This is a genomic window from Pseudomonas sp. SG-MS2 (assembly GCF_009933855.1).
Lineage (GTDB): Bacteria > Pseudomonadota > Gammaproteobacteria > Pseudomonadales > Pseudomonadaceae > Aquipseudomonas > Aquipseudomonas putida_E.
In genome coordinates, this window is record NZ_MOMO01000031.1 from 1 (window position 1) to 14241 (window position 14241).

Genomic DNA, 14241 nt, shown 5'->3' on the forward strand with positions numbered 1-14241 from the left:
GCCTAGCCGCCGACACGCTGGTGCTGCTGCACCTGGCCTTCATCCTGCTGGTGCTGTTCGGCGGCCTGCTGACGCTCAGATGGCGCCCCGCCCTGTTCATCCACCTGCCCGCCCTGGCCTGGGGCCTGGCGGTTGAGGGCCTGCACCTGGAGTGCCCGCTGACCGGCTGGGAGAACCGCATGCGCTTCGCCGCAGGCGATGCCGGCTACCACGGCGGCTTCGTCGAGCACTACATCTGGCCGCTGATCTACCCCGCGGGGTTGACGCCGCAGATCCAGTGGCTGCTGGGCGGCGTCGTGCTGCTGGTCAACCTCGGCATCTATAGCTACGTGATCTGGCGCTGGCGCCATTCACCTACCGCGTAGCAATCACAAACAGCCGCGGGAACGGCAGCAGCACCTTGCCGTCGGTGGCCGCAGGGTAGTCGTGCTGCATGGCCTGCAAGTACATCTGCAGGAAGCTCGCCTGTTCCTGCTCGTCCAGCCTGGCCAGATAAGGCCGCAGGGCCGAGCCCTTGAACCACTCCACCACGGCCTCGGCGCCACCGGTCAACGGGTGATGGTAGGTCGTGCGCCACACATCCACCCGCGTACACAGCGGGCTGAGCAGGTCGTAGTAGAACGCTGCGCTATGCCGGGGCGGCAAGCTCAGGTCGGCGAATTTTTCGGCCCAGGGGCCGCGGCCGGCAATCTCGCGCAACTGGCGGTGGGCCGGCTCGTCGAGGTTGTCCGGGGTTTGCACGGCCAGGCTTGCACCTTCACTCAGCTGGCGCACCAGGTGCGGATAGAGCGAACCGTGGTCGGGCACCCATTGCAGCGAAGCGTTGGCCAGGATCAGGTCCTGCGGTTCGGGGGCGGTCCAGTGGGCGATATCGGCAATTTCGCAACGCACCCTGGGGATGCGCAGGCGCTGGCGTGCGCGCGCCTTGTCGATCATATCCGGGTCGCTGTCCAGGGCAGTCACCTGGGCATCGGGGTGGCGCTGCAGCAGTATTTCGGTGGAATTACCAGGGCCGCAACCTAAGTCGGTAGCGTGGCGCACCGGGCGGGGAGGCACCGCGGCAAGCAGGTCGCGCACCGCACGGGTGCGTTCGTCTTCGAACAGGGAATACTGGGTGGCGGACCAGGCCATGAGGGGCTCCTTTTGGCGGGCAATGTGCTCAGCATAAGCCATCTGTCGCCTGTACGGGCCCTGTCGCGGGAACTGTTAGCTCATCCTTGAAGTCAGCCCCTTATGCGCATGCCCATGAAACCATTCCTCGCCCTGGCCCTACTGGCCCTGATCAGCGCCGCCGCCCTCCTCGGCTCACCGTGGATGAACGGGCGCTTTCACATGCCAGCGGACAAAACTCCCGCCCATCAACGCGAAACGGCCGGGTCCTCGAGGGAGCCGGCCGCTTCGGGCAACCACTAGCGCTTAGTGCTTGCGGGCGCTGCGCATCTGGTGCACCACACCCATGGCCACCACGACGGCGGCAGCAATGCCGGTGGAGATCACCAGGATCTGGTAGTCAGGCATGAAGGCCATGGTCACCAGTGCGGCGACGATGAAGGCGATCACCAGGTAGGTCAGCCACGGGAACAGCCACATCTTCAGGCGTACTTCCTTGCCCTCGGCGATCAGCTTGCGGCGCATGCGCAGCTGCGAGAAGGCAATCACCAGGTACACCAGCAAAGCGATCATGCCGGTGGTGTTCATCAGTGTATCGAGCACGTCTTTCGGGCGCAGGGTCTCGCTGAAGTTGATCAGCGCACACACCACGGCCACGGCGCACGAACCGATGATCGCGTTCACCGGTACGCCGGTACCGGCGCGGGTTGTCTTGAAGAACGACGGCGCATCGCCACGCTGTGCCAGCGAGAACAGCATGCGCGAAGCGGTGTAGTGGCCCGAGATCAGGCAGCTGCTCACCGACGTCAGTACCACGAAGTTCATCAACAGCTCGGCATACGGCACACCCAGCAGTTCCAAGGTGCGGCGGTAGGCGCCATAACCGGAAACGCCCAGGTGCGGGTCGTTCCACGGCACCAGGCAGACGATCAGGAAGATCGAGCCGACGTAGAACAGGCATACACGCCACACCACCGAGTTGGTGGCCTTGACGATCTGGGTGGCCGGGTCCTTGGCTTCGGATGCGGCGATGGTGACGATTTCGGCACCGAGGAAGGCGAACATCACGCCAAGCAACGCACCGATCACCGTGGTGATGCCATTGGGCATGAAGCCTTCGGCGGTCAGGTGGGTGATGCCGCGCACTTCACCGAACTGCCAGATGTTCATCACCGCTGCAGTACACACGATCAGGAAGCAGACGATCGCGATCACCTTGATCAACGCGAACCAGAACTCGAACTCGCCGTAGTGCTTGACGTTGAAGAAGTTGACGGTGATCAGCACCAGGGTCGTGGCCAGCACGAACACGTTGACGCTTACATCAGGGAAGAAACCATGCAGGATCTTGCCCGCCACATAAGCTTCCCAGGCCATGAGGATGACCCAGTACCACCAGTACAGCCAGCCGATGGTGAAACCGGCCCAACGGCCAATGGCGCGGTCGGCGTAGGTGGAAAACGAACCGGTGTCGGGCGACGAAGTCGCCATTTCACCCAGCATGCGCATGATCAGTACCACCAGGATGCCGCCTGCCAGGTAGGCCAGGACAGCAGCCGGGCCGGCGCTGTGGATCACGCTGCCGGAGCCGACGAACAAGGCGCCGCCGATAACCCCGGCGATCGACATCATCGTCAGGTGGCGCGACTTGAGCGAGGCACTGAGTTTGCTCTCGTGCCCGCTGTTCGCGGTGGTGGTTGTGGATGTTGCGTCCATCAGTTGTGTACCCCGTGCTTCTTTTTATCCAAGGAAAACTGTAAGACCGCGATGGTCATCGGCCTCACCTGTACATCAGTGCTAATGCGGGCAGGAGGTGTGCTGTTACACACGCAGGCCTTCCATGGCGGCCTGCTGACGCGCCCCAAGGTTTGCCCCTGGAGCGAACTGAACATGCTTTATGTGGCGCTATCTGACACCTAATGTAAAAATGTCCGACACATAGAGCCATGCACAGTGGCATGAAAGTCGCACTGCACTGTACAGGTCGCCGATGCAATACACCCTGCAGGCGCCTGCCGTTACGCACCCTCAAGGCCCCCGAATGCTTGAATTACACCCAGACTCCTCGACGCCGTTGGTCAACCAGATCATCGACGGGCTGCGTGAGCTGATCGACAACCAGACCCTCAAGCCAGGTGCCAAGGTCCCGTCGATCCGCGCGTTTGCCGCGACCTATTCGGTGAGCACCTTCACCGTGGTCGAGGCTTACGACCGCCTGGTCGCCCAGGGGCTGCTGGTGAGCAAGGGCAATGCCGGGTTCTTCGTCAACCGCGCGGCGGCCGAATTGCTGGACAACCACAGCGCCGAGGCCGACGCCAGTCGACCATCGTTCAACTCCGAATGGTACCTGCAGCAGATCTTTGAGACCCGTCAGTTGCCATTCAAACCGGGCTGCGGCTGGCTGCCCAACGACTGGATGTACGAAGAAGGCCTGCGCCGCGGCCTGCGCCAGGTTGCCGGCAGCCCGCTGGAGCTGTCCGGCTATGGCGACCCGATGGGCCTGCCGGAATTGCGCGCGCTGACCGCGCAGAACCTGCAGCAGGAACTGTCGATCGTCGCCAACACCGCCCAGCTGATGCTCACCCACGGTGCCAGCCAGGCTTTGGACCTGGCCGTGCGCACGCTTGTGCGCCCCGGTGACGTGGTGCTGGTGGACGACCCCGGCTACCCCAACCTGATGAGCATCCTGCGCACCCAGGGCGCCACCTTGATCGGCGTGCCGCGCACCCCCAACGGCTACGACCTCAACCACCTCGAACAGCTGTTGGCGCACCACCGCCCGACGGCTTTCTTCACCCAGCCGCACCTGCACAGCCCGACCTGCTCGCGCACCCCGCTGGCACAGCTGCACCGCTTGCTGCAGCTGGCCAGCCAGCACGGCTTTCGCCTGGTGGAAAACAACCTGTACGCCGACATGGTCGCCGAGCCGCAGCCGTGCCTGGCCAGCCTCGACCACCTGCAGCAGGTGGTGTACGTGGGCAGCTACTCCAAGAGCATTTCGCCCAACGTGCGGGTCGGCTACCTGTTGGCCAACCCGGAACTGGCGCAGAAGCTGCTGCACCTGAAGATGCGCTCGGGCCTGACCACCTCGCAGGTGATGGAGCGCGTGGTGTATGCCGCGATCATCGACGGCCGTTGGCGCAAGCACCTCAAGCGCCTGCGCCAGCGCCTGGCCGAGGCCCACCAGGAAGTTGGCCGGCACCTGCACCGGCTGGGTTTCGAGCTGTTCATCGAGTCGGATGAAGGCATGTATATCTGGACCCGCCACCCGGCCATCCCGGACAGCGCAGCGCTACTGGATGATGCGCTGGAGAAAGGCATCATGCTCGGGCCCGGGCAGTTGTTCATGGTCGATGCCAAGCCGACCGGGTGGATGCGGTTCAACGTGGCGTTCAGTACCGACCCTGCGATGTGGGAGTTGTTGGAGAAGGTGTTGGTGAAGCACGTGCGCCGGGCGGGGATTTAGGGCTCAGGGATTGTGCTGTGGGGCTGCTCGCCGCGGCATTTCCAGCGTCTGCGACATCGAGCGCCGCGCGCGGCGCTCTATCCGCAGGGTGCTATGAGCAGGCACATCGTGTGTTCACACAATACCTCTACGTAGGTAAACACCGGGGCCGATAACCACAGCCCTGCTCATGCCTCGCTGCCCAGTCTTCGAACGCACCGTCAGTCGCTGCGGCGCCACTCCCAATGCCTGGGCGAATAAAGTCAGGGCCATGAAAGTGGCCTAAGAACCAATTCCATCTTAGTCTTGGGTGACAACAGTCACATCATATTTCTCTCCAAACCTGCATCACAGGAAAGAGAAATGACTGCCCGCAGAACCATAACAAACCCTGAACTTGACGAAATATACTCCTCCGCGCCTTTTGATTATGACTTCGAAACCTTGCTCTCATGGAAACAGCCTTTCACAATACCAATAACGCCGCCAGACATAACAGCGCTTACTGACAATGCGCTTTTGGAGAGCGCTGAAAGTATTGCGCAGAATGTGATCAACAGCATTGAAGCGTCTTGTCCTGCGGGGGAACCCGGCCTTGCAACCTACTTGGAAAAGCAGTATCTAGACATTGACCAGACTCACAGCGAAACCGCCGGCAAGCTCTTTGCAAAAAAGGCACTGCTCCTGCTTCTTTACAGCGAAATTCGTCGTCAGGCAGGCCAGCACACAGACCTCTACAACGGCATTCATGTTTACGCCCCAAACGACCAGACCTTGGCCCAGTTTTTCGAGGTCACGGCATACGTATACATCGAAGAAGAAAGCGAATTCTTCATAATTGAAGAGGCATTGCACAAACTCGCAATCAGCCTCACTGCCGCCCAAATCGAAATTGTGCTGAAGCGTTGCCTGAAGAAGGTTTTGAGAGAGCTGGAAAAAACTCACCATACAGCAACATCAGTTCTACAAAACAGAAACCAGGAGCGCCCTCACAGCAACACCATCATCCTGACGACGAACCCAACAATTCAATTAGGCACAACCCAAGGCCCCATAGCAATAAGTCGATACATTGAATTCGGACTGAAGTATGCAGGACGTAGACTGATTAAAATGGCCGAAGCTGCAGCATTGCGAATTTTCAGACTGGGTATCGGCGGTGTCCTTTACTCCCCTGAACTAGGGAACTCTGACCTGTACCATGATTCGGCCTTGAGCATCCCGGCAGAGCTGCTGATCCCTGACCTACCCGAGAACCTTAATGAGCTTGCTACAACCGAAGGTCTCCTTGAGTCCCCGCTTCGAATCCACACTGACCTCGACACCTACATCCTTACGAGGCATCTGAGTACAGCAGATGCAGCGCACCAGATACCCGTGCGCGCCCTCATATTCGATGAAGCGAGTAACAGTTACGTCTCGGTCCCATCAAGGGACTTCCCGATACGACTTACATTCCCCATTCATGTCGCTGGTGGCTCTTCGACCACATCTCCAGGCATACCCGTCAAGCCCAACCCCTATAAGGGTGTAAATCTCGAAACGGCCAGCAGCGCGGCGACGCCCTTCCCCGCAAATGAACCCCAAAATCCCAGAGATTGCATTTACTGCTTCCCGGTAGAGTCTGGCCTGCCGCCGTTATATATCGTATTCAATTCGCCGTATCCCGGCGCTACAACTATAGGCACATACAGCGGCAGGGCCTACAATCCAGACAAAGCAGGCGGGCCTATCGAACGCCTGGACTGGCGAGAAGCCACGATCAACCAAACGGGAGTTGACCTAGTCAAATTGCATGTCAGTCGATTCGAACCCTCCGATGCCAATGACATCATGATCGACAGGCTTGAAAAAATCCTACAAGGCACATCACAAGCGACCGACACAGATAAGCGATTCTACACTCATGAAACAAGGGAGCTTGAGCGCTTTCGCGCACTTGGAATCCCAGATAAAATCAGACCAAGCGATGTTGGTGAGGTGTGGAACAATACACACACAGCAACACTGGAAGACTACCAACTCACCTCAGAACCCGAACTGCTTTACACTCCAGAAGCCATCGAAGCAGATAACCAACAGATTGCGCGAGAAAACAAATGAACACGATCAGCGAAATAGTAACGAACGAGAGCCCCACAGATGTCATTTTGTGGCTCGCCAGGCGTGATGGCATTTCTCACCCACGGCTCGACAATCTGTACAACCGGCATGCATGGGTAAACATTGGCGATTGCCTGCAACTCATGAACTTGATCAAGAAAATGATTGACGAAGGACTGATACAACAGGGTGGATACGGGTACATCAAAGGTCCCAATTGGCGAGAACCCGATTTTTTGACCCAAAAAAAGTATGTGCTCTGAGCAGCGCTGACACCACAGCTCCAGGAAGCGAAATCTCGTTCGCCAAGATCGAAGATCAGCATAGACGCCGGCAGCAACAACAAAGTTGCCGGCAAACAGCACTTACCGCCAATCTGCCCCGTCCATTCGCCTCCAGGCTCTCCAGGTTCCCCTCTCCTGTGCAATCACACACGGCAAGCGCAACGGGAGATCTTCGTCGGTTTCACCAGCGACCAGATTGGCGGAATGCTCTCGCCGCTGACCATCGTCCGTGACCAGCAGGGATTTCCCGACCGCATCGTGGCGTCTTAGCCGAGCCTTGAGGAAATGCTCCGCCTGGTGATCGCCGGCTTTGGCAGCGCCTGCCTGCCTGAGCATGGGGTGGCGCCGAATCGTGAAACAAGTGCACAGGCCACTCATCCTGCTGAACTTGGATCCTATTCACTGAACGGGTATGCTCGCGGCAATAGCCAATTGCCATCATTCAGGCATGCACCACGCCTGAACTTCAAGGACGAGCCCTTTGCCCAGCAACTCTACCCGCCACACGATCGCCCGCCAGTGGCAACTGCTCAAATTGCTGCCCGACCGCCATCCGGGCATGAGCTCCACACAGTTGCTGGCCGCGTTGGCCAAGGTCGGCTACAAGACCAGCAAACGCACGGTGGAACGTGACCTCAATGAGCTTGCGTCGCTGTTCCATTTACGCTGCAACAACAAGGGCATGCCCTACGGCTGGTACTGGCAGCCAGGCCGCAGCCTCGGTGAGGCTCAGCAACTGCAGCCCGATGCGCTCTGCCCTGCCCGGCAGATCGAATTGCGCGCCTGGGTGGATGACGCCCTCGCACGGCGCCTGGAGGACCAGCCCTTGTCAGATGACATGCGCCTGGCCCCGCACGGCAACGGCGGGGCGACCCTGGATGCCACCGTCGACGACAGCCGCGCGTTGATGGGCTGGCTGCTGTCCCAAGCGGGCTCCATACGTGTACAGGCGCCAGAGGCATTGCGCACAGCCGTGATCGAGCAGTTGCGCCAAAGCCTGGCCCTGCACGACGGCAGCCACTAAGTCATCAGGAGGGCAATGCGGGCTTGCGTGGCCGCGCAAGGCAGGCGTAGCCCAGGCCCAGCACACTGAGCCCCAGCACACCAAGCAGCACCATCAGCTCCCGGCTGTAGCGCGCCACCAACGCCGGGAAACCGATGAATTCTCGATACACCTGCACATCAGCCACACCGTCGGCATGGCTGATGCTGATACCCCCCTGGCGGATCTGCGTGTAGTCGGCATCGAAATAGACCCACACCTTGCACGCCCGGCCTTGCTCGATGACAGGGATCTCGACCATGGGCGTGGGGGCCTCGTAGAGGGTGTCGTTGCCTGAGCCGTCGCGCACTTGCACCAAACCCTTGGCCGGCAGGCGCACCTTGACCTCGCGCACCTCGGTGTGACCGGTGTTGCGCAGCTCTATGAGCAAGCCGGTACGGTGGTCCACCAACCCGGCCTCGAACGGTTTGGCGAACAGTTGGGCGTAGGGTGCCTGGGCCAGGTCGATCAGCCTGTCGACCTGATCCTGGCTCAGCGCCCCCTGGCCAATGCCGGCGATGCGAGGCTGCAGCCGCTCGTACTTGAGCTGTTCGTTGGTCTTGCTGATGCGCTCGCTGAACTGGCTTGGGTAGGTGAGGTAGGAATAGGTCAGGGAAGCTTCGAGGCGGGCGTTGTCCTTGAGCACCACGTAGGCCACCAGCCAGACCATCAGGCCAAGCAACAGGGCTACGAGCAGTTTCCCGATTTTGTCCCAACTCAACGGTAGGTTTCCTTCTGTCACGGCATGGACGGTTCGGCGGCCACAAAGGGTGCCAAGTTCAGCGTCGCCAGGCAAGCACTCAGTGGCCCCTTCCCGCTTCAGGCGAACCGTTCGACCTGCGCCTGTGTACGGCGCATCAGCACCTTGCCGTGGCGCACCGACACCAGCGCATGGCCCTGGCTGCGCACCATCTCATAGTCGTCAGGCGCCGACAGCAACAAAAGGTTCGCCGGGCGCCCCACCTCGATGCCGTAGCGCTCGCCAAGGTTGAGCGTGCGCGCACTGTTGTCGGTGATCAGGTCCAGGCAACGTTGCAGGTCTTCGTAGCCCAGCATGTGGCAGATGTGCAGCCCTGCCTCGAGTATGCGCAGGATGTTGCCGTTGCCCAGCGGGTACCAGGGGTCGACGATCGAATCCTGGCCGAAGCACACGTTCATGCCTGCCCGGTCGATCTCGGCCACACGCGTCAGCCCGCGGCGTTTGGGGTAGCTGTCGAAGCGCCCCTGCAAGTGGATGCTCTCGGTCGGGCACGAAACGAAATTGATACCCGACATTTTCAACAGGCGGAACAGTTTGGAGCAGTAGGCATTGTCATAGGAACCCATGGCCGTGGTGTGGCTTGCGGTCACCCGTGGCCCCATCCCGCGCACCCGCGCTTCTTCGGCCAGCACCTCGAGGAAGCGCGACTGCGGGTCGTCGGTCTCGTCGCAATGCACGTCCACCAGGCAGCCCGTACGCTCGGCCAGCTCCATGAGGAATTTCACTGACGACACGCCCTGGTCGCGGGTGTTCTCGAAATGGGGAATGCCGCCGACCACGTCGGCGCCCATCGCCACCGCCTCGGTCATCAACGCACGGCCGTTGGCGTACGACTCGATACCTTCCTGCGGGAACGCGACGATCTGCAGGTCGATCAGCTCGCGCACCTCCTCACGCACCTCGACCATCGCCTTGAGCGCCGTGAGCTTGGGGTCGGTCACATCCACATGGGTACGCACATGCTGGATGCCATGGTCCACGAGCATGCCGATGGTCTTCTTGGCGCGGGTCTTGATGTCGTCGTGGGTGGTGATTGCCTTGCGCTCGGCCCAGCGCTCGATCCCCTCGAACAGCGTGCCGCTCATGTTCCAGTTCGGCTCACCGGCGGTCAAAGTGGCATCGAGGTGAATGTGCGGCTCGACGAAGGGGGGCACCACCAGGTTCTGTTGGGCGTCCAGGTCGTCGGGGCTGGCGGGCATGACGGCATTGGCCTGGGGCACGATGGCGGCGATACGCTCGCCGTCCAGTTCGATGCGCATCAGGCCGGGCTTACCGCGCAGTCGTGCGTTGATGATGTTCATGGAGTTACTCCTTGCCTTGGGCTTCGGTCATGCGCCATATCAGCATAGCGACCGCAGCGTTCATACGGAAAAGCGGGTCGTCCAGAGACTGCCCGCTCAGTTGCTCGATGCGTTGCATCCGTTGGTTGATGGTGTTGCGGTGCAAACCCAGGCGCTGCCCGGCCTTGAGACCGTTGCCGTTTTCCTTGAGCAGCGCGTCGAGGGTGTGCAGCAGTGCGTTGGGCTGTTTACGCCCGGGGGCGCGCAGCGGGCCGAGGGTCTGGGCGACGAAGTCATCGATCAGCGAACGGTCGACGATGCCCTGCAGCAGGCGCAATACACCGAGCTCGCTGAAGTCGCACAAGCCGGTGGCCGGGCGCAGGTTTTGCGCCACCTCCAGGGCCTGACGCGCCTGGTTGAGGGCTTGGCGGTAATGGCCACAGTCCTCGGCGAGGCTCGACAGGCCCATGAACAGCCCCATCTCACCTGCCTGCGCGGCCAACTGCCGGTGCAGGCCGGCCAAGGCTGCACGCAAGTCCGGGGTATCGGGCAGCAGCAACACGAACAGGTCACCGGCCAGTTGCGCGGTGACCGCGCCGGCCCGGGCCCGGCACCAGGCTTCAAGCCGGTCTTCCAGGGTTTGGCGGGTGTCCTGCCACAGGCGTTCGCCTTTGGCCAGGCCATGCCGCTCGAACAGCCCGTCGACCGCCGACAAGCGCAACGCCACCAAACACCGCGGCCCGTCCAGGTCGAGCTGCAGGTGCGCGGCCCGCTGCCGGGCGATGGCCAGGCTTGGATAGTCACCGGTCAGCAGTTGCCCGAGGATGTCGTTGCGCGAGCGGCGCACCTGGGCCATCTGTACCAGTGCGGTACCGATCAGGTGGGTGACCACCACCATCTTCAGGGCATAGGGCTGCTCGATCAGTGGCAACCCCAACTGCTCGGCGCGCGCGATTACCGCGGCCGGAATACACTGGATGAAGGTACCGCCCGTGAGGATCACCATGCCGGCGATACCCACCGCATCGCCGTCTTCGACCAGGCTCAGCAGGTTGCCCTCGCCACGAGGGTGGTTGATGCCGGTGACGAACACCAGCTCACCGCCCATCACCCATTCGGCGATGCCCTCGTTCTCCGCCACGTAGGGCCAGCGCACCCGGCGCTGCAGGTTGCGTGCACCAGCCCGCACGCTCATCTCGTGCAGGCCGGGCAGGTGCAGGATCTCTTCCAGGGCCAGGCTCACGGCTCGGCCCGCGCCTGGCCCAGTGCCCGGCGTCGGCCGCCGAGCTCAAGCAGCACGATATAGCACAGCGCCGAGGCGCCGATACCCACCAGTGGCGCCACCCAGGGCGAGGCATAGGCCGCCAGCGCACCGACCCCATAGGCGAACAGCCCCAGCAGGTTGTAGCGCGGCAGGCTGACCGTGGCCAGGGCCGGATACTTGCCACGGTGGCGGTACCAGAAGTCGGCCATGATCACCCCACCCACCGGTGGGATGATCGAACCCAGCAATACCAGGAAGGGAATCAACAACTCGTACATGCCACCGATCGCCAACACGATGCCTACTCCTGCCGCCATCAGTGTTGCCGTGCGCCGGCGTTCGCTGCGCACCAGGTGACACGCTGCGGCGGCAACGTTGTAGATGGTTGGCCCCTGGATGGTCCACAGGTTGAGGCAGAGCATGACCACCGCTGCGAACGACAGCCCTTGCAGCATCATCACTTCGACGATGTCGGCCTGCTGGTAAACCATCGCGCACCAGGCGCCGGCCACGACCATCAGCCCGTTGCCGAGCAAAAATGCCACCACACTGGCCGTCACCGCCACCCGCCCGCTGCGCGACAGGCGCGTCCAGTTGGTGGCTTGGGTGGCGCCGCTGGCAAAGGTGCCGAAGACCATGGTCACCGCTGCCGAGAAGGTCATGGTCTCATGCGGCACCAGCGCCGCCAGTTGCTGCAGGCCACCCACCTCGCGGGTGGCGATTACCATGGAGACGATCAACAGGGCGAACATCAGCGGTACCGATACCCGCGACAACAGGTCCAGCCCCTTGAAACCGACCATTGCCGTGATGCTGAAGCCCAACCCGAACAGCACCATCAACGGCACGGTGAAGCCCTCGGCCAGCCCAAGCAGCTTTACCAGCACGATCGCCACAGTGGCCGTGCCCCACGCATACCAGCCCAGTTCGGCGAAACCGAGCAGGAAGTCCGACAGCCGGCTGCCGGCCTCGCCGAAGCAGAAGCGGCCCATCAGTACAGTGTTGAGCCCGCTGCGCGAAGCGATGAACGCCAGCGCGGCGGCGTAAAGGGCCAGCAGCGTGTTGCCGAGGGTGGCGATCCAGAGCATGTCGATGAACCCGAAGGCCATGCCCAGCTTGCCCCCGGCGAACATCGTGCCGGTGAAGAAGGTGAAACTGAACAGGACCATGGCGATTGGCAAAAGGCCCTTGCGGGCGTGCTGCGGCGCCTCGCAAAGCGGAAATTCGGAGGGGGAACTCATTGTCAGGTGCTCCGGGTTGAAGTTGGAGCAGCAAGAGCAATATGCGGGCCGTTTTTTGCTGGCCGATGTAAGGCGAAATAGCAGGCGCACGGCATGACAAATAGTGTGCAGGTTGCACAGAATTGCCCGTTCTTGACGGTTTTTTATGTGCCAGATGACTCAATTTGAGGCCACCACGCACCAAAGAGGGACGCGCCTGGGTAGTTTTCACCCGGCCGCCCCTCAAGTACGAAGCGTCCGGTCAGACCGACGCTGTGCGTGGCATGAGTTCATAGGGATGCTTCCAGCCCGGCAGCGCCTGGATACGCGCTTTCCACGCTTCAATATGGGTGAACTGTGCCAACGGGATGCCGGTATCTTCCGGCATGAACACATAGCCCGCCAGCGACAGGTCGGCGATGGTCAGGCGCCCACCGACCATATAGGGCGTTTTCGCCAAGTGCGCATCGACCACCCGGTAAGCAGCCGTGGCGCGCTCGCGAAGAAACTGGGTTACCGGTGTTTCGCCAGAGTTCTTCAGGCAGAAAATGAACCGCAGCGCCGCGTAATAGGCAGTGAACTTGTGGTTGTCGAACAGCATCCAGCGCCAGATTTCGCGCTTTTCGTTGTCATCGCGCGGGCCGAACTGGCCGGTGCGTTCGGCGAGGTATTCAAGGATCAGCGCCGACTGGGTGATTTTCTGGCCCGCATGCTCCAGCACCGGCACTTCGCCCTGCTCGTTGACCTCATCACGCCAGCTTTGCTCGCGAGTCTGGCCGTTGAAGAAATCGACGAACACCGGCTGCCAGGCCTGGCCGGTGAGTTCGAGCATAAGGGCGGCTTTATAAGCATTACCGGATTCGGCGAAGCAGTGCAGTTTGTAGTCGGGCATGGTGGTCCTTCATTTTCCCAGGGTCGATGGCGCTGTTGGTGGGGATCGCAAATGGGTCGTCAAGCCGAGCAGACCACGCCCGCTCGACACGGTCAATGCAATACGCGCAAAGTAGCGTGATACCCCCTCATGCCAGGATGGCCCGTATGCCCTACTCCACACTCCCTTGCTCCCTGAGCACCCCGCGCACCCGCCTGGCAGAGCGCGCCGGTTTCGTCATAGCCGGCTCCAGGCTCACCGAACTCGATCCGAGCACGCCATGCCCGCTGTATCGACGCTCACCAGCATAAGGGCTGGAAGCTTTGTCAATCCGCGCTCGCCGGTAATGATCCACCAAGGGAACTACCACCCCAGTTGCGCCATCTTACTCACTGAGTGGTATTTCCCTTGGGCTTCACGCTATTGGAGAACACGCTATGCGCCACCTATTCCTCGCACCTGCATTGCTGCTCCTGCTGCCTGCCGGTGCTGCCATGGCCCGCGTCGATGCGGGCGACGTCGCTACCTCGGCCGGTGTATCCGCCTCGCTGTATTCGACTTTCAAGGATGACAAACGGATCATCCCCGCCCGTGACGAGCTGTCGGCATTCGTCGCCAGCGGTGGTGCGATTCGTGGCGCCTATGTGGAGTCGGCGCTGGAACAGGCACGCAAGGACAATCCTGGCTTGCAGGCCAGCGATGAAGAGCTGGCCCGAGCCATATTGTCCCAAGACGACCCAATGGCTCACCACTGAGGCCTGTAGGCTTTCTCGCGGGCCGACCCGCCCCCTGCGGGTGCCCGCGAAAAGGCTGCAGTTGGCCGGGCAGGCACGCGCGTGAGGGACTAGGCTCAACGGTTCAC

Annotated in this window: 14 protein-coding genes and 1 pseudogene; 8 read left to right on the forward strand and 7 right to left on the reverse strand. The window is 61.5% G+C overall.

Annotation, left to right across the window (positions count from 1 at the left end; genetic code table 11):
- A partial coding sequence (locus BLX42_RS02660; protein ID WP_161871081.1) for a DUF2784 domain-containing protein occupies positions 1-365 on the forward strand: 365 nt, incomplete at its 5' end.
- On the opposite strand, the gene tam is transcribed toward BLX42_RS02660, so the two are convergent.
- The gene (tam, locus tag BLX42_RS02665; RefSeq protein WP_046785497.1) at positions 355-1131 is read right to left on the reverse strand and encodes a trans-aconitate 2-methyltransferase; all 777 of its coding nucleotides are present in this window, start codon (positions 1129-1131) and stop codon (positions 355-357) included. The genes BLX42_RS02660 and tam overlap by 11 nt on opposite strands.
- A 102-nt stretch (positions 1132-1233) precedes the next feature.
- Between tam and BLX42_RS26770 the strand changes: the two genes are divergently transcribed.
- On the forward strand, positions 1234-1413 hold the full coding sequence (locus BLX42_RS26770; RefSeq protein ID WP_046785498.1) for a hypothetical protein: 180 nt from the start codon (positions 1234-1236) through the stop codon (positions 1411-1413).
- Positions 1414-1416: 3 nt separating this feature from the next.
- Here BLX42_RS26770 and BLX42_RS02670 read toward each other — a convergent pair whose 3' ends face one another.
- On the reverse strand, positions 1417-2826 hold the full coding sequence (locus BLX42_RS02670; RefSeq protein ID WP_046785499.1) for an amino acid permease: 1410 nt from the start codon (positions 2824-2826) through the stop codon (positions 1417-1419).
- Between the two features lie 325 nt (positions 2827-3151).
- Between BLX42_RS02670 and BLX42_RS02675 the strand changes: the two genes are divergently transcribed.
- From BLX42_RS02675 to BLX42_RS02695, 5 genes and pseudogenes are all read left to right on the forward strand, one after another.
- Positions 3152-4576 (forward strand): PLP-dependent aminotransferase family protein, encoded by a 1425-nt coding sequence (locus BLX42_RS02675; RefSeq protein ID WP_039601970.1) that lies wholly within the window; start codon positions 3152-3154, stop codon positions 4574-4576.
- A 342-nt stretch (positions 4577-4918) separates the two neighbouring features.
- On the forward strand, positions 4919-6658 hold the full coding sequence (locus tag BLX42_RS02680) for an S-type pyocin domain-containing protein (RefSeq protein ID WP_161871082.1): 1740 nt from the start codon (positions 4919-4921) through the stop codon (positions 6656-6658).
- A complete protein-coding gene (locus tag BLX42_RS02685; RefSeq protein WP_115275084.1) occupies positions 6655-6921 on the forward strand; it encodes a hypothetical protein in 267 nt (88 codons plus the stop codon). Before BLX42_RS02680 ends, BLX42_RS02685 begins: the two co-directional genes overlap by 4 nt.
- Positions 6922-7101: 180 nt before the next feature.
- A pseudogene (locus BLX42_RS02690) lies at positions 7102-7293 on the forward strand (LysR family transcriptional regulator); the annotation flags it as partial.
- Between the two features lie 130 nt (positions 7294-7423).
- Positions 7424-7966 carry a WYL domain-containing protein gene (locus BLX42_RS02695; protein WP_161871083.1) on the forward strand — a complete coding sequence of 181 codons (543 nt, stop codon included), beginning with the start codon at positions 7424-7426 and terminating at the stop codon, positions 7964-7966.
- Between the two features lie 4 nt (positions 7967-7970).
- Here the strand turns inward: BLX42_RS02695 and BLX42_RS02700 are convergent, their stop codons facing one another.
- From BLX42_RS02700 to BLX42_RS02720, 5 genes are all read right to left on the reverse strand, one after another.
- Positions 7971-8705, reverse strand: coding sequence for a hypothetical protein (locus BLX42_RS02700; RefSeq protein WP_161871084.1), 735 nt, complete (start codon positions 8703-8705; stop codon positions 7971-7973).
- Between the two features lie 98 nt (positions 8706-8803).
- Positions 8804-10045, reverse strand: a complete 1242-nt coding sequence (gene codA / locus BLX42_RS02705; RefSeq protein ID WP_046785504.1) for a cytosine deaminase — start codon at positions 10043-10045, stop codon at positions 8804-8806.
- 4 nt (positions 10046-10049) lie between these two features.
- Complete coding sequence (locus tag BLX42_RS02710; protein WP_161871085.1) at positions 10050-11267, reverse strand: PucR family transcriptional regulator; 1218 nt, start codon at positions 11265-11267, stop codon at positions 10050-10052.
- A complete protein-coding gene (codB, locus tag BLX42_RS02715; protein WP_161871086.1) occupies positions 11264-12529 on the reverse strand; it encodes a cytosine permease in 1266 nt (421 codons plus the stop codon). Before codB ends, BLX42_RS02710 begins: the two co-directional genes overlap by 4 nt.
- Positions 12530-12770: 241 nt before the next feature.
- On the reverse strand, positions 12771-13400 hold the full coding sequence (locus tag BLX42_RS02720; protein ID WP_161871087.1) for a glutathione S-transferase family protein: 630 nt from the start codon (positions 13398-13400) through the stop codon (positions 12771-12773).
- A 416-nt stretch (positions 13401-13816) separates the two neighbouring features.
- On the opposite strand from BLX42_RS02720, the gene BLX42_RS02725 reads away from it, so the two are divergent.
- Positions 13817-14134, forward strand: a complete 318-nt coding sequence (locus BLX42_RS02725; protein WP_012314094.1) for a DUF2388 domain-containing protein — start codon at positions 13817-13819, stop codon at positions 14132-14134.
- Positions 14135-14241 lie beyond the last annotated feature (107 nt).